21 protein-coding genes and 3 pseudogenes are annotated in these 22,938 nt (G+C 69.5%); 12 read left to right on the forward strand and 12 right to left on the reverse strand.

All coding sequences use genetic code 11. The annotated features are described in order from the left end of the window. The first annotated feature begins 93 nt into the window (after positions 1-93). The 5 genes from ABZ396_RS00780 to ABZ396_RS00800 all read left to right on the forward strand — a co-directional run bounded on the left by ABZ396_RS00780 (position 94) and on the right by ABZ396_RS00800 (position 6,099). On the forward strand, positions 94-828 hold the full coding sequence (locus tag ABZ396_RS00780; protein WP_358925852.1) for a hypothetical protein: 735 nt from the start codon (positions 94-96) through the stop codon (positions 826-828). Next, a complete protein-coding gene (locus ABZ396_RS00785) occupies positions 825-2,054 on the forward strand; it encodes a HAMP domain-containing sensor histidine kinase (protein WP_358925850.1) in 1,230 nt (409 codons plus the stop codon). The genes ABZ396_RS00780 and ABZ396_RS00785 overlap by 4 nt, the downstream gene beginning before the upstream one ends. Before the next feature lie 146 nt (positions 2,055-2,200). Then, positions 2,201-3,562, forward strand: a complete 1,362-nt coding sequence (locus ABZ396_RS00790; RefSeq protein ID WP_358925848.1) for an FtsW/RodA/SpoVE family cell cycle protein — start codon at positions 2,201-2,203, stop codon at positions 3,560-3,562. A gap of 26 nt (positions 3,563-3,588) precedes the next feature. Continuing rightward, positions 3,589-5,046 (forward strand): penicillin-binding transpeptidase domain-containing protein, encoded by a 1,458-nt coding sequence (locus ABZ396_RS00795; protein WP_358925860.1) that lies wholly within the window; start codon positions 3,589-3,591, stop codon positions 5,044-5,046. 114 nt (positions 5,047-5,160) lie between these two features. Next, a complete protein-coding gene (locus ABZ396_RS00800; RefSeq protein WP_358925847.1) occupies positions 5,161-6,099 on the forward strand; it encodes a diiron oxygenase in 939 nt (312 codons plus the stop codon). A gap of 17 nt (positions 6,100-6,116) precedes the next feature. On the opposite strand, the gene ABZ396_RS00805 is transcribed toward ABZ396_RS00800, so the two are convergent. The 4 genes and pseudogenes from ABZ396_RS00805 to ABZ396_RS00820 form a co-directional block, all read right to left on the reverse strand. Continuing rightward, entirely contained in the window at positions 6,117-7,256 is a 1,140-nt protein-coding gene (locus ABZ396_RS00805; RefSeq protein WP_358925846.1) for an NlpC/P60 family protein, read from the reverse strand. 103 nt (positions 7,257-7,359) lie between these two features. After that, on the reverse strand, positions 7,360-7,677 hold the full coding sequence (locus ABZ396_RS00810) for a hypothetical protein (RefSeq protein WP_358925845.1): 318 nt from the start codon (positions 7,675-7,677) through the stop codon (positions 7,360-7,362). A gap of 10 nt (positions 7,678-7,687) precedes the next feature. Next, a complete protein-coding gene (locus tag ABZ396_RS00815) occupies positions 7,688-8,341 on the reverse strand; it encodes a TetR/AcrR family transcriptional regulator (protein WP_358925843.1) in 654 nt (217 codons plus the stop codon). A 64-nt stretch (positions 8,342-8,405) separates the two neighbouring features. Further along, a pseudogene (locus ABZ396_RS00820) lies at positions 8,406-8,603 on the reverse strand (sigma factor); the annotation flags it as partial. Positions 8,604-8,689: 86 nt separating this feature from the next. Here ABZ396_RS00820 and ABZ396_RS00825 point away from each other — a divergent pair. Further along, positions 8,690-8,928, forward strand: a pseudogene (locus ABZ396_RS00825) (carboxymuconolactone decarboxylase family protein); the annotation flags it as partial. Between the two features lie 186 nt (positions 8,929-9,114). On the opposite strand, the gene ABZ396_RS00830 reads toward ABZ396_RS00825, so the two are convergent. Next, positions 9,115-9,816 (reverse strand): SDR family oxidoreductase, encoded by a 702-nt coding sequence (locus ABZ396_RS00830; RefSeq protein ID WP_358925858.1) that lies wholly within the window; start codon positions 9,814-9,816, stop codon positions 9,115-9,117. An 80-nt stretch (positions 9,817-9,896) separates the two neighbouring features. Here ABZ396_RS00830 and ABZ396_RS00835 point away from each other — a divergent pair, with 80 nt between their 5' ends. Together ABZ396_RS00835 and ABZ396_RS00840 are read left to right on the forward strand one after the other, a co-directional pair. After that, a complete protein-coding gene (locus tag ABZ396_RS00835; protein WP_358925841.1) occupies positions 9,897-10,346 on the forward strand; it encodes a helix-turn-helix domain-containing protein in 450 nt (149 codons plus the stop codon). Between the two features lie 449 nt (positions 10,347-10,795). Then, positions 10,796-11,158, forward strand: coding sequence for a transposase (locus ABZ396_RS00840; protein WP_358925839.1), 363 nt, complete (start codon positions 10,796-10,798; stop codon positions 11,156-11,158). Between the two features lie 363 nt (positions 11,159-11,521). Here ABZ396_RS00840 and ABZ396_RS00845 read toward each other — a convergent pair whose 3' ends face one another. Continuing rightward, entirely contained in the window at positions 11,522-11,839 is a 318-nt protein-coding gene (locus ABZ396_RS00845; RefSeq protein ID WP_358925837.1) for a hypothetical protein, read from the reverse strand. A gap of 127 nt (positions 11,840-11,966) precedes the next feature. Here ABZ396_RS00845 and ABZ396_RS00850 point away from each other — a divergent pair, with 127 nt between their 5' ends. The 3 genes from ABZ396_RS00850 (at position 11,967) to ABZ396_RS00860 (ending at position 13,637) form a co-directional block, all read left to right on the forward strand. Further along, on the forward strand, positions 11,967-12,437 hold the full coding sequence (locus ABZ396_RS00850) for a tautomerase family protein (protein WP_358925835.1): 471 nt from the start codon (positions 11,967-11,969) through the stop codon (positions 12,435-12,437). A 30-nt stretch (positions 12,438-12,467) separates the two neighbouring features. Continuing rightward, positions 12,468-13,004 carry a DUF302 domain-containing protein gene (locus tag ABZ396_RS00855; protein ID WP_358925833.1) on the forward strand — a complete coding sequence of 179 codons (537 nt, stop codon included), beginning with the start codon at positions 12,468-12,470 and terminating at the stop codon, positions 13,002-13,004. A gap of 153 nt (positions 13,005-13,157) precedes the next feature. After that, positions 13,158-13,637 carry a helix-turn-helix domain-containing protein gene (locus ABZ396_RS00860; RefSeq protein WP_359183645.1) on the forward strand — a complete coding sequence of 160 codons (480 nt, stop codon included), beginning with the start codon at positions 13,158-13,160 and terminating at the stop codon, positions 13,635-13,637. Positions 13,638-13,836: 199 nt separating this feature from the next. On the opposite strand, the pseudogene ABZ396_RS00865 reads toward ABZ396_RS00860, so the two are convergent. Further along, a pseudogene (locus ABZ396_RS00865) lies at positions 13,837-15,245 on the reverse strand (IS1380 family transposase). Positions 15,246-15,502: 257 nt separating this feature from the next. Here ABZ396_RS00865 and ABZ396_RS00870 point away from each other — a divergent pair. After that, on the forward strand, positions 15,503-15,877 hold the full coding sequence (locus ABZ396_RS00870) for a hypothetical protein (protein ID WP_358925830.1): 375 nt from the start codon (positions 15,503-15,505) through the stop codon (positions 15,875-15,877). Between the two features lie 1,310 nt (positions 15,878-17,187). Here ABZ396_RS00870 and ABZ396_RS00875 read toward each other — a convergent pair. Genes ABZ396_RS00875 through ABZ396_RS00895 form a run of 5 tightly spaced genes read right to left on the reverse strand, consistent with a single transcriptional unit; the run spans position 17,188 to position 22,907 of the window. Further along, the gene (locus ABZ396_RS00875; protein ID WP_358925828.1) at positions 17,188-18,441 is read right to left on the reverse strand and encodes a styrene monooxygenase/indole monooxygenase family protein; all 1,254 of its coding nucleotides are present in this window, start codon (positions 18,439-18,441) and stop codon (positions 17,188-17,190) included. A gap of 36 nt (positions 18,442-18,477) precedes the next feature. Then, entirely contained in the window at positions 18,478-19,113 is a 636-nt protein-coding gene (locus ABZ396_RS00880) for an ATP/GTP-binding protein (RefSeq protein ID WP_358925827.1), read from the reverse strand. Beyond that, entirely contained in the window at positions 19,094-19,516 is a 423-nt protein-coding gene (locus ABZ396_RS00885) for a DUF742 domain-containing protein (RefSeq protein WP_358925825.1), read from the reverse strand. The genes ABZ396_RS00880 and ABZ396_RS00885 overlap by 20 nt, the downstream gene beginning before the upstream one ends. Beyond that, complete coding sequence (locus ABZ396_RS00890; RefSeq protein ID WP_358925823.1) at positions 19,513-20,016, reverse strand: roadblock/LC7 domain-containing protein; 504 nt, start codon at positions 20,014-20,016, stop codon at positions 19,513-19,515. The genes ABZ396_RS00885 and ABZ396_RS00890 overlap by 4 nt, the downstream gene beginning before the upstream one ends. Then, positions 20,013-22,907, reverse strand: a complete 2,895-nt coding sequence (locus ABZ396_RS00895) for a nitrate- and nitrite sensing domain-containing protein (protein ID WP_358925821.1) — start codon at positions 22,905-22,907, stop codon at positions 20,013-20,015. Before ABZ396_RS00895 ends, ABZ396_RS00890 begins: the two co-directional genes overlap by 4 nt. Positions 22,908-22,938 lie beyond the last annotated feature (31 nt).

A 22,938-nucleotide genomic window follows, 5' to 3' on the forward strand; every position in this document is an offset into this window, starting at 1 on the left:
ACCCCCCAGGTGCAAAAAGGACTTCCCTACGAATCCATGAATAAGGTGTACGAGGCCCCGAGACCCACAAACCCCGAACCGCCCAGGAGCAGCGTGCCGACCCGTCGTCCCGCCCGTACCGGCCTCGCCGCGGCCGCCGTCGCCCTGCTGGCGACGGCGGCGGCGGGCTGTGGCGACTCCGGTGGGCTGCGCGGGGCCGGCGCCACCCCGACCGCGGTCAGCCCCGTCAAGCTCTGGCCCGACCTGCGGCCGGCGTCCAGCCCGGCCTGGCCCTTCGACGAGGGCAGCACGGCGGCCGTCAAGGGCGTCACGGTTCCCGGCGAGGATATCCGCGGGGTCGATCCGGTGGCCGTCGTGCAGGCGGAGATCGCCTCGCACTCGGCGGACTACGGGTCCAAGGGGGCGTACCACGAGGCCGCGAACCGGATGAAGGAGTGCGCGGCCGGAGGCGGCGGGGCGCGGTGTCCGCTGCTGAAGCCGTACTACCGGGATCTGACGGGCGACGGACGGGACGAGCTGACGCTCGGCTTCCGGCTGTATCCGACCAACCAGACCGCGCTGCGGGTGTACACCGTCGAGAAGCACAGGCTGATGCAGGTGCTGCAGGACAACGACGCGATCATCGGCGTCGAGCTGGCCGGGCGGACGGTCATCGAACGGTCGCCGGCCGGGATCAGCGGGTACGAGTACCGGACGACCTGGGCGTGGGATCCGGAGCAGAAGGCGATGGTGTTCTCCCGGGACGAGTTCCTGCGCACCGGCAAGGCACGGCACACCCACACGCCGGCACCCTCCGCCGCTGCCTCCGCCTCTGCGAGCGCGCGATGAGGCTCCCCCACTGGGCCGGGACGCTCGCGGCGAAGTCGGCCGCGTTCATCACGGTGATGTGCTGTGCGCTGGCCGCGCTGCTGGGCGTACTCGTGCATGTGTCGGTCACCGACCAGACCGTGGCGCAGGCCCGCGACCAGGCGCTGTCCCGGCTCGCGGACGCGACGGCCGCCTACGAGGAGGGCGACGCGCCGCTGCCGGGCTCCGCGGTCGATCCGGCGGGGCTGCCGCCGCGGCTGCGGGCGCTGGCGCTGGCCGGGGAGCGCGGCACGATGGTCTCCAAGGACGGCGGTCGCCCCACGATGTGGGCGGCGGGCCCGGCCGACCGGAACCGGGCGCTCGCGGTGGCCGTCGACTACTCGCAGCAGGCCCGTACGATCGCCGGCCTCGACCGCTCCATCCTCTGGTCGTCGGCCCTCGCCATCGGGGCGACGCTGCTGGTCGGGGCGTTCGCGGTGACCCGGGTGACCCGGCGGCTGCACGGCACCGCGCAGGTGGCCCGGCGGATCAGCGCCGGGGACCTGGAGGCACGGGCGCACGACCCCCGGACGAAGGATCCGACCCGGCCGCAGGACGAGGTGGCCGCGGTCGCCGCCGCGTTGGACGGCATGGCCGCGTCGCTGCAGAGGAAGCTGCTGAGCGAGCAGCGGTTCACCGCCGACGTGGCGCACGAGCTGCGGACACCGCTGACCGGGCTGCACGCGGCGGCGGAACTGCTCCCGCCGGGGCGGCCGACGGAACTGGTGCGGGACCGGGTCGCCGCGCTGCGCACCCTCACCGAGGACCTGCTGGAGATCTCCCGTCTCGACGCGGGCCGGGAGCGGCTGGAGACCGACGCGGAGGCGCTGGGCGCGCTGGCCGAGCGGGTGGTGCGGGCGTCCGGGACGGAGACCGAGGTGAATGTCGTACGGGACGTGTGGGTCGAGACGGACCGGCGGCGGCTGGAACGGGTGCTGGGGAACCTGGTCGCCAACGCGCATCGGCACGGGCGCTTGCCGGTGGTGCTGACGGTGGAGGGGAAAGAGGTCACCGTGCGGGATCACGGGCGCGGCTTTCCCGAGTACCTGATGGCGCACGGCCCCCAGCGGTTCCGGACGGAGGGCGGGACCAAGGGGCATGGGCTGGGGCTGACGATCGCGGCGGGGCAGGCGGAGGTGCTGGGCGCGCGGCTCTCGTTCGCGAACGCGGTCGACGGCGGAGCCGTGGCGACGTTGACGCTCCCGTAGGGGGCTGCGGGTGGTCGGCGCGACCAGCCCCGCCGGCCAGCACAGATTCCACCCGCCCGGCCACCCCTCTCCTCCGCACGCCACGCTGGCATTGCCCGGCACCCATACAACACACACAACTCCCACTATTTGGGTAAGTTCCGGACATGACCAAGGCCGGAACCACCCTGGCGGCGCCCGAGTCCTCCACCTCCGCCGTACGCCTGCCCCGGCGCCGTGGCATCGAACTCGCCCTGATCGTGCTGGCCGTGCTGCTCTCGGTGTACGGCTACTGCGCGGTCGGCGTGGCCCGGACCGGCACCGTCCCGCCCGGCGCCGCCGGTTACGGCGCCGGGCTCGGCGTCCTCGCGCTCGTCGCCCATCTCGCCGTACGCTTTCGCGCGCCGTACGCCGACCCACTGCCGCTCCCGATCGGCGTGCTGCTCAACGGACTCGGCCTGGTCCTGATCTACCGGCTGGACCTGGAGACCCCCGGCGACCGGGCGGCCCCCGCCCAACTCGTCTGGTCCACCCTGGGTGTCGGCCTGTTCATCCTGGTCGTGCTGATACTGCGCGACCACCGCGTCCTCCAGCGCTACGGCTACGTCTGTGTCGCCGCCGCGCTCGTCCTGCTGCTGCTCCCGATCTTCTTCCCGGCCGTCAACGGCGCCCGGATCTGGATCCTGTTCGCCGGATTCTCCATCCAGCCCAGCGAGTTCGCGAAGGTGCTGCTCGCGGTGTTCTTCGCCGCGTATCTGGCCGCCAACCGCAACGCCCTCGCCTACGCCGGCCGCCGGCTGTGGTTCATGCAGTTCCCGACCGGCCGGGTGCTCGGCCCGATCGTCACCATCTGGCTGCTGAGCGTCGGCGTCCTGATCCTCGAACGCGACCTGGGCACATCCCTGCTCTTCTTCGGTCTCTTCGTCGTCATGCTCTACGTCGCCACCGGGCGCACCGGCTGGATCGCCGTGGGCCTGCTGCTCGCCGTGCTCGGCGCGGTAGCCGTCGGCCGTCTGGAACCGCACGTCCACGGCCGGATCCAGGACTGGCTGCACCCCTTCGCCTCGATCGACGCCGGACAGGGACCGAACCAACTCGCCCAGTCCCTCTTCGCGTTCGCCGCCGGCGGGGTCCTCGGCACCGGACTCGGCCTCGGCCATTCGATCCTGATCGGCTTCGCCACCAAGTCGGACTTCATCCTGGCCACGGCGGGCGAGGAACTCGGCCTCGCCGGACTCTCCGCGATCTTCATCCTCTACGGCCTGCTCGTCGAGCGCGGCTACCGGGCAGGCCTGGCCCTGCGCGACCCCTTCGGCCGGCTGCTCGCGGTCGGGCTCGCCTCGATCGTCGCGCTCCAGGTGTTCGTCATCGCGGGCGGGGTGACCGGGCTGATCCCGCTGACCGGCATGGCGATGCCGTTCCTCGCCCAGGGCGGCTCCTCGGTCGTCACCAACTGGGCGATCGTGGCGCTGCTGATCCGGGTGAGCGACTCGGCCCGCCGCCACTACGACGGGCAGGTGGCCCCATGACCCGGTACGACCGCCAGGGCGCCGGCATGGCCAGGTACATCCGGCGGGCCCGCGCCTTCTGCGCCCTGCTGCTCTTCGCCCTGCTCGTCAACGCCGCCCGGGTCCAGGTGGTCCGGGCCCGCGACTACAACGACAACCCCGCCAACCGCCGCGCCACGATCGCCCGTTACGGTCTGCCGCGCGGCGACATCCTGGTCGGCGGCGAGCCGGTCACCGGCTCCCGGGACAGCAAGGAGCAGCTGCGCTACGAACGCACCTACCCGCAGGGCCCGTTGTACGCCCCGGTCACCGGCTTCGCCTCCCAGTTGTACGGCACCACGTTCCTGGAGCACGCCGAGGACGCGCTGCTCTCCGGCACCGACCCGATGCTGTCGCCCTTCCCGCTGTGGAACGACACCGGCCGGTCGCCGAACCCGGGCGGGAACGTCGTCACGACCCTGAACCGCTACGCCCAGGAGGCCGCCTTCCGGGGCCTGGGCGCGCGCAAGGGCGCGGTGGCCGCGATCGAGCCGGCGACCGGCCGGATCCTCGCCCTGGTCTCCACCCCGTCGTACGACCCCTCCGCACTGTCCGGCAACGACGAGGCGGTGGCCTCGGCCTGGGCCCGCCTGAACGGCGACCCGGAGAAGCCGATGCTCAACCGTGCGGTACGGCAGACGTATCCGCCGGGGTCGACCTTCAAGGTGGTCACCGCGGCGGCCGCGCTGGACGCGGGCGTGGTCACCGACCTGGACACGCCGACCGACTCCCCCGACCCCTACCGGCTGCCGGGCACCACGACCCGGCTGACCAACGAGGGGGACGGCTGCGAGGACGCCTCGCTGCGGGAGGCCTTCGAGTGGTCCTGCAACACGGTCTTCGCGAAGCTGGGCGTGGACGTGGGGGTCGCGGACATGACGGCGACGGCCCAGGCGTTCGGCTTCAACGACACGCATCTGCGCATCCCCTTCGCCACCGCGCCGAGCACCTTCGACACGAGCGTGGACAAGGCGCAGCTGGCGCTGTCGTCGATCGGGCAGTACAACACCCGCGCCACCCCGCTGCAGATGGCGATGGTCGCGGCGGCGGTGGCCAACGGCGGGATGGCACGGCCGCCGTATCTGGTGGAGCGGACCGTGCGGCGGACCGGAGAGACGGTCGGCACGGGCGGTGCCGGGACGGTACGGCAGGTGATGAGCCCCTCGACGGCCGTCCGGATGAGAGAGCTGATGACGGACGTGGTCCAGGAGGGCACCGGCTCCAACGCGGCGATCCGCGGCGCCACGGTCGGCGGCAAGACCGGCACCGCGCAGCACGGCCTCGGCAACTCCGGGGTGCCGTACGCCTGGTTCGTGTCCTGGGCGCAGGCGGACACCGACATGGAACCGAAGGTCGCGGTTGCCGTGGTGGTGGAGGACGCGGCGGCCAACCGGGGCGACATCAGCGGGGGCGGGGACGCGGCGCCGATCGCCAGCGCGGTGATGCGGGCGGTGCTCGGGCTCTGAACCGGGGTAGACGCGGAGTCAACAAGTCGTGCGCGGGGGATTGACCGCCTTGCTGACAGGCGGTCTCATAAGAGCCGACGACAACATACCCCCGGGTAACGAGGTGAGGGAGCCATGACGACCCTGACGGAAGCGGACGCGGTCGACGGACTGCGCGACGCGCTCGGCCTGCTCAAGGACCGCGAGCAGGTGGCCGAACGGCTGCTCGTCTCCTCCGCGAAGCACTCCTTCGACCCGGACAAGGAACTGGACTGGGACGCGCCCTTCGAGGAGGGCAAGTGGTTCTGGCCGCCGGAGCTGGTGTCGCTCTACGACACCCCCCTGTGGCAGCGGATGTCCGAGGAACAGCGGATCCTGCTCTCCCAGCACGAGGCGGCGGCGCTGGCCTCGCTCGGCATCTGGTTCGAGCTGATCCTGATGCAGCTGCTGGTCCGGCACATCTACGACAAGGCGGCGACGAGCGCGCACGTGCGCTACGCGCTGACCGAGATCGAGGACGAGTGCCGGCACTCCAAGATGTTCGCGCGCCTGATAGCCCGCGGTGACGCGCCCTGGTATCCGGTGAGCCGGGTCCACCAGAACCTGGGCCGCCTGTTCAAGACGATCTCGACCACGCCCGGTTCCTTCACGGCCACGCTGCTCGGCGAGGAGGTCCTGGACTGGATGCAGCGGCTGACGTTCCCCGACGAGCGGGTGCAGCCGCTGGTCCGGGGGGTCACGCGTATCCACGTGGTCGAGGAGGCCCGGCACGTCCGGTACGCCCGCGAGGAGTTGCGCCGGCAGATGGTGACGGCGCCTCGGTGGTCGCGGGAGTTCACCCGGATCACCTCCGGGGAGTTCGCGCGGGTGTTCTCGGTGGCCTTCATCAATCCCGAGGTGTACACGAACGTCGGGCTGGACCGGCGGGAGGCGGTGGCGCAGGTCCGGGCGAGTGGGCACCGGCGGGAGGTCATGCAGAGCGGCGCGAAGAAGCTGACGGACTTCCTGGACGACATCGGTGTACTTCGGGGAGCCGGACGGCGCTTGTGGAAGAGCTCGGGACTGCTGGCCTGAGTGTTGCCCCCGCGCCCTCAGGTGGAAGTCGGAGCCGTCGGCTGTGATGTGCCGAAGCTCTCGTCCGGGCCCTCCGTCGCCGTCTCCGGGATCGCCGGGGGCGTGTAGTGGCCCAGGGGCCGGGCCTTCGGGTCCGGGCGGACCGCGCCCAGGATCGGGTTCGCCGCGATCGGGGAGACCTTGATCTTCGCGCCGGGGCGGGGGGCCTGGACCACCTTGCCGTCGCCCAGGTAGAGGGCCACATGGGTGGCCTCGGGGAAGTAGACGACCAGGTCACCGGGGCGCAGCCGGTTCAGCGGGACGTGCGGGAGGTGGGCCCACTGCTCCTGGCTGGTGCGCGGGATGGGAGTGCCGGCGTGGTCCCAGGCCTGTGAGGTCAGGCCCGAGCAGTCGTACGACTTCGGGCCCTGCGCGCCCCACTGGTACGGCTTCCCCAGCTGCCGCACCGCGTAGCGCACCGCACGGTCGCCCTCCTGGGACGGGGACGGCGTGGTGGTGCTCAGGGCGCCGGACGTGGTGAGTTTCCGCTGCGCGGCCGCCGTGTTGCCCCTCTCCAGGTCGGCCAGGGCGGTGAGCTGGCCGGGGGTGAGGGAGGCCAGCATGCGCTCCACCTCGGACAGCCGGCCCCGGACCTCGTCGCGTTGCTTCTTCTGCCCCTCGGCGAGGGCGAGACGGATGTCCAGCGCCTTGCGGGCCTTGCGGGCCAGGTCGATCCGCCGCTTCTCGTCGTCCGCGAGACGCCCCACGGTCTCGGCCCGCTCGCGCGCCAACTGCCCGATGACATGGCCCTCGTCGAGCGCATGCTGCGGATCGCGGGCGAGGAGCAGCCGGACGTACGGGGAGATCCCGGTGGTGCTCTGGTACTGCTGCCGGGCCAGCCGGCCCGCCTCGGCCTTGCTGGTGTGCAGGGAGAGCCGGGCCTTGGCCAGTTCCCCCTCCAGCCGGGACACCTCGGCGCGCTGCCGCCTGAGCCGTTCCTCGGTCGCGTTGTACGTCTCGGTGGCCTGCTCGGCCTGCCGGTACAGCCCCTGAAGGTCCGTCAGCAGCTCGGCCACCGGCCGCTCGGGGCCGGGCGCGGCGAGTACGGGCACGGGCACGAGGACGGCCTGGGCCGCCACCGTGGCAGTACAAGCCAGGCGCAGAAACCTTCCTGACACGTCATCACCTCCGATGCGGAACGGCCCATCCGTTCCGCATCGCGATAATCAGACATGTACGTTTGTTTCGCCCAGCGATTGTGCGCTGTTCGGCGCAACACAGTCACCCGCCGGTGTCACCCGGCTTGCCGTGCAGCGTGGAGTCTGGAGCGGGGGCCGGCTTCGACCACGGCCACTTCGGGCCTCTGCCGGCGCCCTTGCCCGTGGGGTCGTACGCGTACTTCCAGCCCCGGGTCAGGCCCAGGCGTCTGCTCTGTCCGCGGGGGACGCGGCGGTAGACCAGGACGGTGGGCTTGCCGCCGGCCGGGTCCGGGACCGGAATGCGGTACGTCTTCGGGGGGTGGCCGGTCATGCCGAGCAGCACCGGGAGCACACGCCCGTCCATGGGGCCGCCCTCGAAGGGGGTGTCCTGACTCTTCACGGCACCAGTTTCAGCCATCCGCCGCGAGGGCGTCGACGAGGGCGGCCGTCTGCGGATCGCGGCGCCCGGTCACACTCAGTACGGCGACGAACTGGTCGACCAGCCAGTCCCGCAGCTCCTCGACGGGCGGCTGCTTGTCCTCGTCGAGCCAGATCAGGGAGGCCGCTTCGACGGCGGTGATCCACATACGGACGGTCATCCGCAGCCGGGGCCCGGGGTCGGCGACGTCGAGGTGGCTGAGAATGTGCTGCGCGGCGGCCCGTCGTACGCCGTCCACGGTCGCCGTCGTCCGCGAGGTCTCCACCACGCTGCCGCCCTGGAGCAGGGCGCTGAAGCCGGCGTCGTGCTGGTCGACGAAGGCGAGATAGCGGTCGAGGGCACGGGAGAGACGGGGCAGCAGGGGGCCCTCGCGGGGCTCGTCGAAGCAGTGCTCCAGCTCCTCGGCGGCCGACCTGAGCGCGGCCTCGTAGAGCTGCTGCTTGCCGCCCGGGAAGTACCGGTACACCAGGGGGCGGGAGACCCCGGCCGCCTCCGCCACGTCATCGAGCGACACGTCCTCGGGGACGCGGTGCGCGAACAGGGAGAGGGCCGCGTCGAGAAGCTGGCTGCGCCGCTCCTCGACGGACAGCCTGCGGTAGGCGGGGGTGGCGGCCTGCGGGGTCATGAGTGCAGCGTAGTCGCCCGGCCGCGGGCACTCTGGCCGGCCGCGCGGTCCCCCGCGAGGCCGCTCCGGGCACGGTAGTCAGCCAGGCGCCGAGGTTGTCGATGGCGTCGGTGTCCTGGCGGGAGAGACGCAGCCACGCCGCTTGGACCACGTCTTCCGCATCGGCATGTGATCCGAGCATGCGGTAGGCGACGGCGCGGAGCCGGTCACGGTGGGACTCGAAGGCATCGACGATCGGGTCCGTGGGATGGGCGCCAGCCATGTTGTTACCTCCCTGGAAGCTGCTCCGTCATAGGGATGACGCGCACAGGCGCCGCAACGTAACCCGATGAAGGAGAGCACTCCCACATGGAAAACCGTCTCAAGAACAAGAACGCGAACAACCCCGATGTGTGGACCGCGATCCACTCCAGAAGGCGATCGCCGCCGGGGGCGTCGACCCGAAGCTGCTCGCGCTGGTCCACCTGCGCGCCAGCCAGATCAACGGCTGCTCGGCGTGCGTCTACGCCAGTGTCGCTGGGGGGAAGAAGGCCGGTGACACCGACGAGCGGCTGCACAACGTAGCGGCGTGGCGTGAGGCGCCGTTTGGACCTGACGTGCTCGCAGCCGCCGGACGGCGTCGCTCGCGACGCTCGCGGAGGATCCTGAGCTGATGGCACTGACCGGGCGAGCAGTCAGCGTCGACGAACTGGCCGCCCGCTACCGTATCGACGTGTCCAGCTAAGAATGATGTCTCACCTGGTGCTCGGATGCCTGAGGCGTGGGGGGGGCTCTCAGGCGAGGCTTGGGAACAGGTTGGACAGTGGACCCGCCAGGCCGGCCCGGACGTTGCGGGAGGCGTCGTCGGCGACGACCTCCGGGACGCCTGCCGCCACGCCGTCCAGTGCCAGGTTCGCGATGACGAGCGGATCGCTCTTGGGGGCGTCGACGTGCGCGGCCATGTCGGTGTCCATGTAGCCCACGTGCAACGCCGTGACCTGGGTCTTCTGTTCGGCGAGCGCGAGCCGCAGCGCATTGGTCAGCGACAGCTCCGCTGCCTTTGCGGCCGAGTACGCGTCCGTGCCGAGGAACGTGGTCCACGACAGGACCGAGAGGACGTTGAGTACGGCCCCACCGCCGTTGGCCGCGAGGACCGGGGCGAACGCCCGCGTCACGGACAGAGTGCCGAAGTAGTGCGTCTCCATCTCCAGTCGGATGTCGGCCAGGTCGCCATCGAGCAGTCGCGCCTGGGTACTGGATCCGGCGTTGTTCACCAGCAGGTTGACGTCTGACGCGAGCGCGGCGGCCGCCTCGACCTGGGCGGGATCGGTGATGTCGAGGCGTACCGGCACCACGCCGGGCAGGTCGATGGCGTCGGGGTTGCGGGCAGCGGCATACACCGTGGCCGCGCCCCGGTCGAGCAGTGCCTGGGTGAAGCGGCGGCCTAGGCCGCGGTTGGCACCCGTGACGAGCACGGTCGCTCCGGTGATGTCCATGACGATCTCCCTCATGTCTGGATTGGTATTTCCAACTTAGCATGGGTTGGGCTTTCCTATCCAGGGGTATGATGGAGAACATGGAAACGCCGTGCTCGATCGCCCGCAGTCTCGAAGTGCTCGGTGAGCGGTGGACGTTCCTGGTGGTTCGCGAGGCCTTTGCCGGGACGACCCGCTTCGCTGACTTCCGCGCCACGCTCGGCGTCGCGCCCGACATCCTCACCAACAGGCTGAACACGCTGGTCGACGCAGGCGTGCTGGAGCGGCAGCCCTATCAGGAGGAAGGCAGGCGCGTCCGGCAGGAGTACCACCTGACAGCGGCGGGTAGGGAACTGATGGTCGTGCTCGGCGCGCTAATGCAGTGGGGCGACGAGCACAAGCCGTACTCGCTGGGCCCGACGGTCGTACGGCGCTCGGTGGACGACCGACCGTTGCGGGCCGCGTTCGTCGACGACGAGGGATGCGAGGTGCCGCTGGAGGACGTGCGGTTCGTACGCACGGCGGCCTACCCGACCACGTTGGTCAGGTAGCCGGGTGAGCAGGATCAGCCCAGGCTTCACCAGCACCGAGTTGACTCACCGGGGCGGCTCCGAGCAAGCCCAAGCGGCGGCCCGCGCGGCCACCGAGGCACTGGCGATCCCGTCCTCGGCCATCGCAAGAGGCCATCGGCTACGCGATCGACCGGCCCGGCAACATCGACGTGAACGCGATCGTCGTACGACCCACCGTCCAGGGCTGAACACACGCTCGACGGGGGAAGAGAACCTCCCTATCAGGTCATTCGGCACTTGTGTGAACACCTACCTCCTGAGCACGCCATAGGCCGAACCTCGACACCACCTTCACGGAAGCAGTTGCCGGGCACTCCAGGGGGAGGCGTGCGCCACACCGCTCGGGGTGGTCACTCAGAAAAAACGCACCCAGCAAGAAGAGCACCACGGCCCCCGGCGTGCTCCTCTTGCTTGTACACGCGGTCGTTATGCCGGGTCGCCATCCCGCCCTGACCATCCACCTGATCATGGACAACGGCTCCTCGCACACCTCGAAGGCCACCCGCGCCTGGCTGGCCGCCCACCCCCGCTTCACCGTCACCCACACCCCCAAGCACGCCTCCTGGCTCAACATGGTCGAGCAGTGGTTCAGCGCGCTGACCCGCCGCCTGCTCCGCCCTGGCGACTTCGCCTCCCGCGACGACCTCGAAGCCCAGATCACCGCCTACACCGTCGACTACAACCGCACCGCCCGCCCCTACCGATGGCGCTATGACGCCGACGCCGAGCACGCCGGCTATCTCGCCCGCCACCCGCAGCCCACCACCGAGCCTTACGCGAGGGCCGCCTGACCCTCACACACCGTCACCGAACCATCCATCCGTCACCGGAAAAGGACCTGCGACGCGCTGCACTAGTAGGGCTTGGTGGTGTGGGGAGCGCCTCGGCGTGTCGGGCTGGAAATCTGCCTCGGATGAAGCACCGATGAGGACACGCGCGTCACCCTCAGGTTTTGTAGTCACCCCCGCCCCGCTCGTTGCTGCCCGACATGCCGTGTCCAGCTGAGCCCCGATCCACCGGCTTGATTTCGAAGTGATCGTTTAGCGGGGTTCGGCTTGGGATTGTGGTGGAGGGCATGCGGGAGCTGCTGGTCTGCCCAGCTCTTCCACTTGTGCACAGGTCTCGGGCCCTCGCGGGCAGGGTGGCGGGTGGTGTCAGCGGCTGGGCGGGGCGTGCAGGGCGGCGAACATCTGCTGCCAGACGTCGTGCCAGCGCCAGTTTCGGGGCAGATGGAGCGTCAGGCGGCGGGCTGAACGGGCGATTCGGGCCGGGCAGCGCCGGCAGGTGCGGAACTCGAACGCGCACGAACCGTCCGCGAAGAACCCGTCCGCGTGATCGGCGATGGCCTGCTCACACCCGCACGCCAGCCACGGCCCGAACACGTGCTCGGCACAGAACCGGCGCCGCGCCGCCGTGGCCCTGGCCAGCGCTTCTCGCTGCGCCGGGGTCGGCTCCCGCTTGGGCTTGGCCACTGAGCCACTCCAGCATCGTCACTCGTTCAGGTGAACGCCGACGAGCGGTTCGGTTCAATGACCAGACTCATCCGCTACAGTCTAAGAGTTCAGTCATTGAACCGTTGAGTCACGCGGGAGGTCCCAGATGCCCACCTACGCCATCTACACGCACGCGGCAGCGCTGACGAACGATCAGCGAGATTCCCTAGCTCGCCTGATCACCGCCAGGCATAGCAAAGAGACCGGAGCGCCTCCCTCGTTCGTTCAGATTGTGTTCCAGGAACTGAGCGAACAAGGCCATTACATTGGCGGGCAGCCCACCGACCGACGGTCGGTCTACATCCACGGCCACATCCGGGACGGTCGCGGCGAGAACGCGAAGTCCAATGTTGCACTCGGCATCCGGGACGATGTGGTCGAGACTGTGGGCGTGCCTAACGATCTCGTCTGGGTCTACATCTCGGAGATTCCGGCCGATCAGATGATCGAGTTCGGTCGCCCGCTGCCCCTGCATGGCCAGGAATACCAGTGGATGGACGCCTTGCCCGCACCGCTGCGCGAGCGACTGGAAACTCTCGACGCCCAGGCCGCCGGCTGGCTCACCGCTAACACATAGTAAACGCACAGACGAAGGGGAGTCACTACCATGACTGAGAGCGCACGAAACGCGATTATCAGCACAGTTCCGCATGAGGTGCATCGGATCTCGGTGCCCGTACCGGAATCAATCGACAACTTCCGTCGCCGCTATGAGGAAGCAGTGCCAGTGTTTGATGCAGCTCGATTCGAAAAGCTAGTGGCCGTCCGGGCTGACTGGTCGACGATTCTTGAGGCCACCGTCGAGAACGCCCCCCACAATTTCATCCGATACTGGGGCTACGATTTTTCCGCCATGATGAATATTGCCGGCGCGTCGCTGCGCTGCGTGGAATACCTGATGGGCAATCACTCCATCGCCCAACGCATGTACATCCACAATCCCGCAGTGATGCTCTACGCCCCTTTGCGTACCGCTATCTCCGAGGACAACGAGGGCGCGACCTGGTTCTCGATCGAGCAACCGAGCCACCACTTCTCCAGCTTTGGCGACCCCGCTATCACGGCGGTCGGGCGCGAACTTGATAACAAGGTCGCTCAGCTCCTCGACTATCTCGATGTGCCAGTGCCTTCGGCGCTGGCTTGATCCGCGCATGCGCTGTCCAGGACACGGTAGTCACACCGAGCGCACCGCAGCGCGCGGCGCGACCATCCGCTCCAATTGAGTTCATTGACCATACTGTTGGTATAGAGTGCGCGCATGGTACTGCCGAAAAACTACGAAGGCCAGGCGTGCTCGATGGCCAGGTCTCTAGAGATAGTCGGCGAGCGCTGGACACTTCTGATAATCCGTGACGCATTCTACGGTGTCCGCCGATTCAACGACTTTATCGCCCATCTTAACCTGCCTCGAGCGGTCCTCACCAATAGGCTCCACTCGCTCGTCGAGGAGAATGTCCTTGTCCGGACTAAAGCCGCCAGCGGTCGCGACGAGTACACCCTCACTTCTAAGGGGGAAAGTCTCTGGCCAGTGATTAGATCACTCTTGGACTGGGGAGACACGTACTGTTCCGACGGTGCGCCTCGCCGCCTATTCGTGCACGCTCTGGACAACGGCGAACTGAACCTATCCGGGACATGCGCCGCCTGCCACCAACAGGTTGACATCGCCGAGACCCTGGTAACACCAGGGCCCGGTCTGGAAGACTCCGAGCCGACTCCGGACTCTATCACCGCCGCACTTCTTCACCCGCGGCGAATGCTGTCCCCATTCACGTAGGAATCTACCATCGGTAGCATGCAGTCAGCCGGGAGGTATGAGCTGACTGATCCCCGATCCACCGGCTTGATTTCGAAGTGATCGTTTAGCGGGGTTCGGCTTGGGATTGTGGTGGAGGGCATGCGGGAGCTGCTGGTCTGCCCAGCTCTTCCACTTGTGCACAGGTCTCGGGCCCTCGCGGGCAGGGTGGCGGGTGGTGTCAGCGGCTGGGCGGGGCGTGCAGGGCGGCGAACATCTGCTGCCAGGCGTCGTGCCAGCGCCAGTTTCGGGGCAGATGGAGCGTCAGGCGGCGGGCTGAACGGGCGATTCGGACCGGGACAGCGATGAGTTGGCTGCGGATCGTGCCGGTGGTGGCCTTGGCGTGGAAGGCGGAGGCCAGGGTGCCCAGGGCGCGCATCAGGTTGTGCATGATGGCGGCCAGGGCGAGCCACGCGGCGTTGGCCTGGAAGTCGCCGGACGGCAGGTGGGCCAGCGGGCCGCTCTTCGCGTCCGCGATCACTCCCCCAGAGGGGGCACCCCCAGCTCGACGATGGCATGCCGCCGGTGGTCCTTCTCCGCGTCGATCAGGCCGAGGGGGGAGTCGGTGAACGCGCAGTGGTAGCGGTAGAGCGTGAACAGCTCGCCTTGGCCCTGGAGGTGGCCGTCGGGGTTGAGGCGTCTGACGCGGCGCACGATCAGGCGGGCGGTGACCTGCTGCTTCTCCGGCTTGGACGTGAACGCGGTGTACTCGATCTCGGCGATCTCCGCGTCCGAGATCCAGCACTGGCCCTCCTCGTCCCAGATCGCCTTCGGGTAGCGGATCGCCGTCCAGGCGTCCTGCGCGATCGTGGCGATCGCCTTCTTGATGGAGGCGTTCATGCGGGCGGTGATGGAGAAGCGGGCACCCAGGGCGCGGCAGGCGGCGATCACTTCACTCGCGTAGAAGGCGGAGTCCGCGCGCAGGACCAGCAGTCCGCCTGCGCCGCAGGCCTTCGCGGTGCGCAGGGCCTCGGCGGTGAAGGAGGCCGCGCCGCGCACGGAAGCGGTGGCGCCCTTGCGCAGGCGGGTTGCGGCGATCACGGGTGCCGCGAGTGGGGTGGAGAGGACTGCCAGGAGCGCGTTTAGGCCTTTGACCTTGGAGTAGCCGTAGCCGGCGCCCTGCTTGGCATGGCCGTAGGTGCGGCGGATCGTGTCGTCGATGTCCACATAGGCGACGCGGGCCGCACCGGGCAGCAACGGGGCGTGCGCGGCCAACTGAGGCAGCAACCTGCGGGCCACCGCGTGCAGTTGCTTCACGTGCCCATGCGTGAACGCGCGCAGGAACGAGCCCAGGGTCGAGGGTGCGCGCACCGGGGTGAACAGGCGGTCCATCGCGCCGTGCCGCAACCGGTCCATGTCGTCGATACTGTCCGCGCCGGCCGCCATGCCCGCGACCAGCACCGCGACCTTCGCCGCCGGGAACGCGCCCACCCCGTCCTTCGACGCCGGCAGGTGAAGCCGCTCGCCGACCAGTTCCAGCAGGCCGCACCGCTCCATCAGCCGCACCAGCGGCTCCAGGCCGCCGTAGGCGATAAGGCTCGGGTCGTCGAACGCCGCGGACACCGCACGCGGCGACATGGAAGAATGCATCCCGGAGATGCACCTCCGAACTGGTCGAGTGGAAGCCTAGAGAGCTCCCATTCTCCCTGGTCAGAGGGCATCTCCGCTTTCATGTCCGGACGCTGGACAGACTATCGACCAGTGGATCGGGGCTCAGTGACTTCAAGATAGTCGATCTTCATTGGGCCGTCCGTGCAACTATCTCTACATGTGAGGACTTCAGGGTGAAGCCGTCTCCGTCCCCACACATTCATCATCGCGTGCGGGACAACCCTTAAGATTCAGCTATGTTGGCGCAGGCAACCACTTTCGCCGCCCCCGACAGTGCCCTGGACGCACTGCTCATCGTCGCGGCCGTCGTGTTGGGTCTGGCCTATTGCCTGTTCATGATCGCTTCCCCGGTCTTCGCATTCGGGGCAACGATCTTCGTTGCCCTCTCCTTCGCTGTCGGGTACTTCCCCGCCGTGGCCTTTGGCGCCAGTAAGCCAATTTCGACCGCAATTGGTGCAATTGTGGCAGGGGTGGCGTGCCTGGTTGCCTTCCTGATCCTCAGGAAACATGCGCGCGAGGATGAGCGCGAGATGCAAGCGCAGCGTGAGGAGCTGGAACGGCAGGCGAGGGCCCCGAGGAATATGAGAGATTACTGGGATATGGGCGAGTAACTCGGCCTGAATCCGCTCCCGTATGGACCTTATGGACAGCCATACACGGTCAACGACCGCCGAGCACAAGAAGCGCGCGCCTACATAGCGTCACAGATCACCGGTTCTGACACAGCTTCTAAGTCTTAGACGCTGATTCTCTTGGTGACGGAGGGCCGGTCTTGACTGCAAGCATCGGCCTACGCGGCAAACCTGGCGGAGTCGATGGGCCTGGTCTGCTTCGACGTCCAATTGGATCGGCTCAGGCCCTGACCGGGTTTGCCAGGCGGCGGTACGCAATCAGGAGTGCCGCAAGGCCGACAAAGCTGCCACCTCGCCCCGGCTGGGGGTGGTGTCTTCTGCGTTCCCGAGGGGTTAGCGTCCGCAGGAAACCCGCAGATCAGGGGGAGTGAGGCAAGCCCGGCGGACGCTGCGGACGCTGTTTTCCCTTAACTCTAGGAAGAGAGTAGCAGGGACGGCTTTTCAGTAGGGGGCTGGCCGCCCCGCCCCTGAAAAGCCGTGTGGCCATCCAGGCGGGGCCGACGGGGCTTACCTCATCTGCCGCCTGCCCCTTGGAAGCCCTCAGGACGGCAATCCAGGCGGGGGGCGGGTCCGTCCCCCTGGATTGCCGTCCTCGCGTGTACAAGCAAGAAGAGCACCACGGCCCCCGGCGTGCTCCTCTTGCTTGTACACGCCGTCGTTTATGCCGGGTCGCCATCCCGCCCGATTTGCGGCGGTTGATGCCGTCGGTTGGGTCGACAGCGCCGGTTGACCCCCGCAACCGCCTCTGACCTGCGGGTTTCCAAGTTGCCGTGGTTTCCCGGGAGGGGGCCCTACGCGCACGCGCGCGTAGGGCGGCGGAAACTGCCGCCCTACAGCGCCTCCGTGGGGGTCATGGGCGACCGTTCACGCCCCCGAGGGTCTTCCGCCTCACGCAAGGGGGGTCCAGGCGCCCTAAGGGGCCGCCCACAGCCCTTCGCCCTGACGGCGGTGGCCGCGCGAGCGCAGCGAGCTGCCAAGGGACGTGCGGCCGTAGGCCGTTCGTTCTTGCTCTTCCCACACGAGGCGCCCGCTTGTCTTGTCGCTTGTCGCCCTCAGGAGAAGGACGCTTCCACGCCTGCCACGGGAACGAAAACCGCATCTGACCTGGGAGCCGACAAGCGACAAGACAAGACAAGACAAGACAAGCGACAAGCCAGACGACAAGCGACGCGACAAGTTGCCACCGCCTCAGCGGGCCCTACTCCGGGCCGTCTGTGGGCCGTCCGACGGCAATCAACGACGACAGGCGACGACAGACAACGACACCCGGACCGCAGGTCAGCCGCCTGTCAGGCCCCTGCCACCGAGCCCAGATAGGCGGCTGTCTTCTCCGGCTCGTAGAAGAAGTTCTCGAAGTCCGCCGGGTCGTTGAAGGCGTTGGCGAAGCGGTTGGCGACCGGCTGGAGCTGGCCTGCCGCGCCGATCAGGTTGAGGATGTGCTCCGGCGGCGGCGCGAGCATCGCGTTCGTCCACTTGGTGACGTACTGGGCGGTGTCCCAGTAGCGGTCGAAGGTCTGCTGCATCCAGTTCGCGTCGAACTCCTTCTCGCCGTGTTCGAGGATCGAGGCGAGATAGGCGGCGGCGCACTTGGACGCCGAGTTGGAGCCCTGGCCGGTGATCGGGTCGTTCGCGACGACGACGTCCGCGACGCCCAGGACCAGGCCGCCGCCGGGGAGGCGGCCGATCGGGTTGCGGACGGTGGGTGCGTAGCGGCCGGCCAGGGTGCCGCCCGCGTCGGTCAGTTCGACCTTGGTGGCCCGCGCGTACTCCCAGGGGGTGTACCGCTCCATGAGTTCCAGGGTCAGGGAGAGATGCTCCGCCGGGTCCTTGACGCCGTTGAAGACGTCCAGCGGGCCGCCGGGCACGCCCTCCCAGAAGAGGATGTCGGCCGGACCCGAGAGGGTCAGGGTCGGCATCACGAAGAGTTCGCCGACGCCGGGGACCAGGTTGCAGCGGACCGCGTAGAAGTCCGGGTGCTCGGGGCGCGGGCCGAGGCCGTGGACGTAGGCGACGGCGAGGGCCCGCTGCGGCTCGGTGTAGGGGGACCTCTCGGGGTCCCGGCCGAACATCTGGACCAGCTCGCCCTTGCCCGCCGAGACCAGCACCAGGTCGTACGTACGGGCGAAGTAGTCGAGGTCGCCGACCGCCGCGCCGTGGATGACCAGCTGGCCGCCACGCTGTGCGAAGGTCTCCATCCAGCCGGCCATCTTCACCCGCTGGTCGACCGACTGCGCGTACCCGTCGAGCCTGCCCACCCAGTCGATGGCCCGGGCCGCGGGACCCTCGCCCCAGGAGCCGGGGGCGGCGACCGAGACACCGAGTCCTTCGATCTTCGGGGCCTGGGACTCCCAGAAGTTCAGCTGGAGGTCACGCTCGTACTGCAGTGCCGTGTGGAACATGCACTGCGTCGACATGACCCGGCCGGAGCGGATCTCGTCCGCGGTCCGGTTCGACATCAGGGTGACCTCGTAGCCGTGCGACTGGAGGCCGAGGGCGAGCTGGAGACCGGACTGGCCGGCCCCCACGACGAGTATCTTCCGCATGCGGGTGGTGGCTCCTAACGAAGATCTACTCGGGGGCTACTCGGGGGTTTCGTCCAGCGCGTGGGCGACCAGGGACAACAGCGTCTCGATCACCGGGACACGGCGGCGGGCGTCCATGATCATTACAGGTACGCGCGGAGGAATCGTCAATGCCTCCCGCACGTCCTCGGGTTCGAAGCGCTCGCTGCCGTCGAAGTGGTTGACCGCGACGACGTACGGCAGCCCACAGCTCTCGAAGTAGTCCAGCGCCGGGAAGCAGTCTTTCAGGCGCCGGGTGTCCGCGAGGACGACGGCCCCGATCGCGCCCCGCACCAGGTCGTCCCACATGAACCAGAACCGCTGCTGGCCCGGCGTGCCGAACAGGTAGAGCACCAGGTCGTCGTCGAGCGTGATACGGCCGAAGTCCATGGCCACCGTGGTGGTGAGCTTGCCCGGCGTGGCGGTGAGGTCGTCGGTCTCCTCGCTCGCCTCGGTCATCAGCGCCTCGGTCTGCAGGGGCGTGATCTCCGAGACGGCGGTGACCAGCGTGGTCTTGCCGACGCCGAACCCGCCCGCCACGACTATCTTCGTCGCGATGGGGGCCCGGCTGCGGTCCGTCTGCCAGGACCGGGCATGCTCCTCCCCGTCGAGGAGCGGGGCGACGCCGGCGGCGTCAGAGACGGCGTAGTCCACTCAGCACCCTTTCCAGCAGAGCGCGGTCCGGGCGGCCGGCGCCGTGACCGGTCCCGGTTCCGTACACACGGATCTTTCCCTGGTCCGCGAGGTCACTGAGCAGGACCCGGACCACACCGAGCGGCATCTTCAGCAGCGCGGCGATCTCGGCCACCGTGCGCATACGGCGGCACAGTTCGACGATGGCCCGCATCTCCGGCATCACCCGGGTGGTGAGGGCGCCATTCGTCAGTTCCTTGCGCTCCTCCGGGGCCTCCAGCGCGGCCACGAACGTCTCCACGAGGAGGACGTGACCGAAGCGGGTACGGCCGCCGGTGAGCGAGTAGGGGCGGACGCGGGCGGGTTTGCGTTCGCCGCTGCGTACCGGCAGGTTCTGTTTGCGGTGCTTCGGCGTGCTGCTCATCGGCCGCTCCTCGTCGCGTCGGCCTCCATGGATTTCCTCAGCTCACTGCGGAGTTCGGGGGTCAGGACGTGACCGGCGCGGCCGACGAACAGCGCCATGTGATACGCCACGACGCTCATGTCGCACTCCGCGCTGCCGTGTACGCCGAGCAGCGAGCCGTCGCTGATCGACATCACGAAGAGGCTGCCCTCGTCCATCGCGACCATCGTGTGCTTGACCCCGCCGAAGTCCATCAGCCGGGCGGCGCCGATGGTGAGGCTGCCGATGCCGGAGACGATGGTGGCGAGATCGGCGGAGGAGCCGCGAGGGCCGGCGCGGGTCGCTCCGCGGGCCTCGCGGGCCTCTTCGTTCCGGCCGGGGTCCGAGGAGAGCACGAGCAGGCCGTCGGAGGAGACCACGGCGACCGACTGGATCCCGGGCACCTCCTCGACGAGGTTGCTCAGCAGCCAGTGCAGGTTACGGGCCTCACTGCTCAGTCCGAAGGTACTGGGCGCGGTCAACTGCTTGCCTCCTCTACTGTGCCCCCCGTGGCTTCTTCGGATACGGCTGATCCCGGTACGGCTGGTGTGGTGCCCGGCATCTGGTTCTGACCGGTGTGCTCTGCGATCTCCACCGCCACGTCACGGCGGCCTGCGTCGGCGCCTCGGTGGAAGCCGCCGAGCCTGCGGCGCAGGGCGTCGGCGTCGACGCCGGTGCCGCGCTGGCGGGGGGCCGGGGCGGGGGCGGTGATCTTGGGGGTGCGCTTGGGGAGGCCCTTGCTGGTGACCGGGCCCTCGGCGTCGCCCTCGGCGGATTCGTCCCCACCCGGACCACCCGTGCGGCTTTCGTCGTCGAGTGCGGGTGGCCCCGGTGGGCCGTACTCGCCGGGCGCGGGCAGCGGCCGGGAGTGTTCCTGGGCTTCGCCGAAGCCGTGCCCGCCCGGACGGCCCGTGTGGGAATCAGCGGCGGGTGCGGGTGGCCCCAGCGGGGCGCGCTCGCCGTCGGCGGCCGTGGGGGTGGGCTCCGATCCGGTCGGCCATGGCTCTGCCGGGTTCGGGACCAGGAGTTCCATCGTCGTCTCGGCGAACGTCTCCGCCGGTGCCTTCGGCCGTGCCGTCGGTTCGGGGTCCTCCGCCTTCGGCGGGGGTGCCTGCTCGTGGGCGGGCTGCTCGTGCGCTTCCCGTACGGCCTTCTCCGCCAGCGTCACCAGGGGGTCGCCGGACGTCGAGCGGCCGTAGAGGACGTTGGAGTTGACCTCCGCGTCCGCGCCCGGGAGGGAGAAGCCGTGGGCGCCGCCGGGAACCGTCGTGGCCGACGGGACCGCCGTGGCGGGAGCCGCGGCCAGCAGCGGCTGGGGCAGGACGACGACCGCCGCCACCCCGCCCTGCTTCTGCTCGCGCAGCTGCACGCGGACGCCGTGCCGGTGGGCCAGGCGGGCCACGACATAGAGGCCGAGGCCGAGACCGTCCTCGCCCTCCTGGTCGTACGGCGACTCGGGGTCGAAGTCGGCGAGCCGGCCGTTGAGGCGGACCATGCGGTCGGCGGTCATACCGATGCCCTCGTCCTGCACGGAGAGCATGACCTCGCCGCTCTCCAGCAACCAGCCGGAGATCTCCACGTGCATGTCGGGCGGGGAGAACGAGGTGGCGTTCTCCATCAGCTCGGCGAGCAGGTGGCTGAGGTCGTCGGCGGCGAAACCGGCCACGTGCGCGTGCGGGGGCAGTGCCGCGATACGGACCCGTTCGTAGCGCTCGATCTCGCTGACCGCCGCCCGGACGACGTCCACCAGCGGGATCGGGCCCGCGTGCTGCTGGACGTGCTCGGTGCCGGCCAGGACCAGGAGGTTCTCGCTGTGGCGGCGCATGACCGTGGCGAAGTGGTCGAGCTTGAAGAGGGTGGCCAGGCGGTCCGGGTCGTGTTCGCGCTCCTCCAGGCCCTCGATCACCGCCAGCTGGCGCTCGACCAGGCCGAGCGTGCGCAGCGCGAGGCTGACGAAGGTACCGCCGATGCTGGTGCGCAGCCGCTCCAGCTGGCCGGCGGCGTCGGACAGTTCGGCGCGCAGCCCCTCGCGGGCGTCGGCCATCTTCTGACGCTGGCCGACCAGGTGCTTGCGGTCGGTCTCCAGTGTGGCGATGCGGCCGTGGAGCTCGGCGGCGTGCGCGTGCAGGGCGTTGACGGAGCGGACGACCTGGGCGAACTCGTCGTTGCGGCCCGTGAACGTGATCGGTTCCTCGGTCCGCGGATCCTCGGCCTCGGCCAGCCGCGCCGAGCCCCGGCGGAGCACGGAGAGGGGGCGGGTGAGCGTGCGGGCCATGGCCATGGCGGTACCCACCGCCACCAGTATCAGGGCGCCGAGCACCGCGATCCGGATCTCCAGCGCGGTGACGTCGTCGTCACGGAGCTTCACGAAGTCCTTGGTGCGGTGGTGGTAGAGCGCGGACTCCGCGCCCCGCATCAGCTCGACCCGCGCGGACAGCGCCGCGTCCAGCTTCTTGGTGCCGGTGGCGAGGTCGGCGTCGGAGAGGGTCGGCTGGTCGGTGAGGGCGGCCAGGTACTTGTCGGCGTCGTTGACGTCGTTGCCGGTGACCGTGGAGTCGTACGACTCGACCGCCGCCTTGGCCGCGGTGTCGCGGAAGTCGGCGAGGGCCGCGTCGGCGCGCAGCCTGGCCTGCTGGGCGGCCGCGGTGAGCGCGTCGCGCTGCTTCTTGTCGGCGTCGGAGGTCGTCGTGCTCGTGGTGGGCAGACCGGTGAGCGGGTCGATCGTGGTCTGGGTGGAGCTGGGGATGTTCAGGGCGGCGAGGAGGAGGCCCCGGGCCGCCGCGGACTGCTGGACGGCGGAGTCCAGCTCGGCGAGCGCGTACGCGCCTGAGCCGGCCCTCGGGAGCATCTGCTCGGCCAGTTCCTCGGCGAGCCGGTGGAGTTCGGTGATGGTCCCGGAGTACGCCTGGTGCGCCTGAAGGGCCGTGCTCTGGCCGGTGAGCGCGGACCGGCGGACGGCCGCGATGCCGTCGAGGTCGGTGCGCAGCCAGCCCGGGGTGTCGGTGTCCGCGCGCAGGTCCTCGACCTGGCGGTCGACACGGGCGCCGCGGTCCTCCGAGGGCGCCTTGGACTTGGGGCGGCCCGCCGCGATGTAGGAGGTGACCTCGTCGCGCTCGTCGGCGAGCGAGTTGGCCAGCGCCAGCGCGTCCTGGGTGCGCCCGGCGAGGGTCACCAGGTCCTGGGAGTCGCTCAGCTGCCCGGAGGCGGTCAGCAGGGCGGGCGCGCCGGCCCCCGCGATCGCCGCGGCGACCACGGCCACGGCCACGATCAGCCGGGTGCGGACGTGCTTGCGGCCACCGGTGCCGACGGGATCGGCGGCGCCCGTTCCGGAGGCCGTCTTGTTGCCTGTGCGCCGAGGCCGCGTCTTCTGCACCGGTGCTCGCATTCCTGAACTCGTGTACCCA

It is taken from the genome of Streptomyces sp. NPDC005866 (assembly GCF_040629895.1).
Lineage (GTDB): Bacteria > Actinomycetota > Actinomycetes > Streptomycetales > Streptomycetaceae > Streptomyces.

What these genes read in the sequence shown, in the direction of transcription:
- ABZ396_RS00840 (WP_358925839.1), top strand. Translation starts at nt 10,796, where the DNA reads ATGCCGGGTCGCCATCCCGCCCTGACCATCCACCTGATCATGGACAAC.
- ABZ396_RS00785 (WP_358925850.1), top strand. Translation starts at nt 825, where the DNA reads ATGAGGCTCCCCCACTGGGCCGGGACGCTCGCGGCGAAGTCGGCCGCG.
- ABZ396_RS00875 (WP_358925828.1), bottom strand. Translation starts at nt 18,441, where the DNA reads ATGCGGAAGATACTCGTCGTGGGGGCCGGCCAGTCCGGTCTCCAGCTC.
- ABZ396_RS00790 (WP_358925848.1), top strand. Translation starts at nt 2,201, where the DNA reads ATGACCAAGGCCGGAACCACCCTGGCGGCGCCCGAGTCCTCCACCTCC.
- ABZ396_RS00795 (WP_358925860.1), top strand. Translation starts at nt 3,589, where the DNA reads ATGGCCAGGTACATCCGGCGGGCCCGCGCCTTCTGCGCCCTGCTGCTC.
- ABZ396_RS00860 (WP_359183645.1), top strand. Translation starts at nt 13,158, where the DNA reads ATGGCCAGGTCTCTAGAGATAGTCGGCGAGCGCTGGACACTTCTGATA.
- ABZ396_RS00815 (WP_358925843.1), bottom strand. Translation starts at nt 8,341, where the DNA reads ATGACCCCGCAGGCCGCCACCCCCGCCTACCGCAGGCTGTCCGTCGAG.
- ABZ396_RS00855 (WP_358925833.1), top strand. Translation starts at nt 12,468, where the DNA reads ATGACTGAGAGCGCACGAAACGCGATTATCAGCACAGTTCCGCATGAG.
- ABZ396_RS00850 (WP_358925835.1), top strand. Translation starts at nt 11,967, where the DNA reads ATGCCCACCTACGCCATCTACACGCACGCGGCAGCGCTGACGAACGAT.
- ABZ396_RS00885 (WP_358925825.1), bottom strand. Translation starts at nt 19,516, where the DNA reads ATGAGCAGCACGCCGAAGCACCGCAAACAGAACCTGCCGGTACGCAGC.
- ABZ396_RS00835 (WP_358925841.1), top strand. Translation starts at nt 9,897, where the DNA reads ATGGAAACGCCGTGCTCGATCGCCCGCAGTCTCGAAGTGCTCGGTGAG.
- ABZ396_RS00800 (WP_358925847.1), top strand. Translation starts at nt 5,161, where the DNA reads ATGACGACCCTGACGGAAGCGGACGCGGTCGACGGACTGCGCGACGCG.
- ABZ396_RS00870 (WP_358925830.1), top strand. Translation starts at nt 15,503, where the DNA reads ATGTTGGCGCAGGCAACCACTTTCGCCGCCCCCGACAGTGCCCTGGAC.
- ABZ396_RS00830 (WP_358925858.1), bottom strand. Translation starts at nt 9,816, where the DNA reads ATGGACATCACCGGAGCGACCGTGCTCGTCACGGGTGCCAACCGCGGC.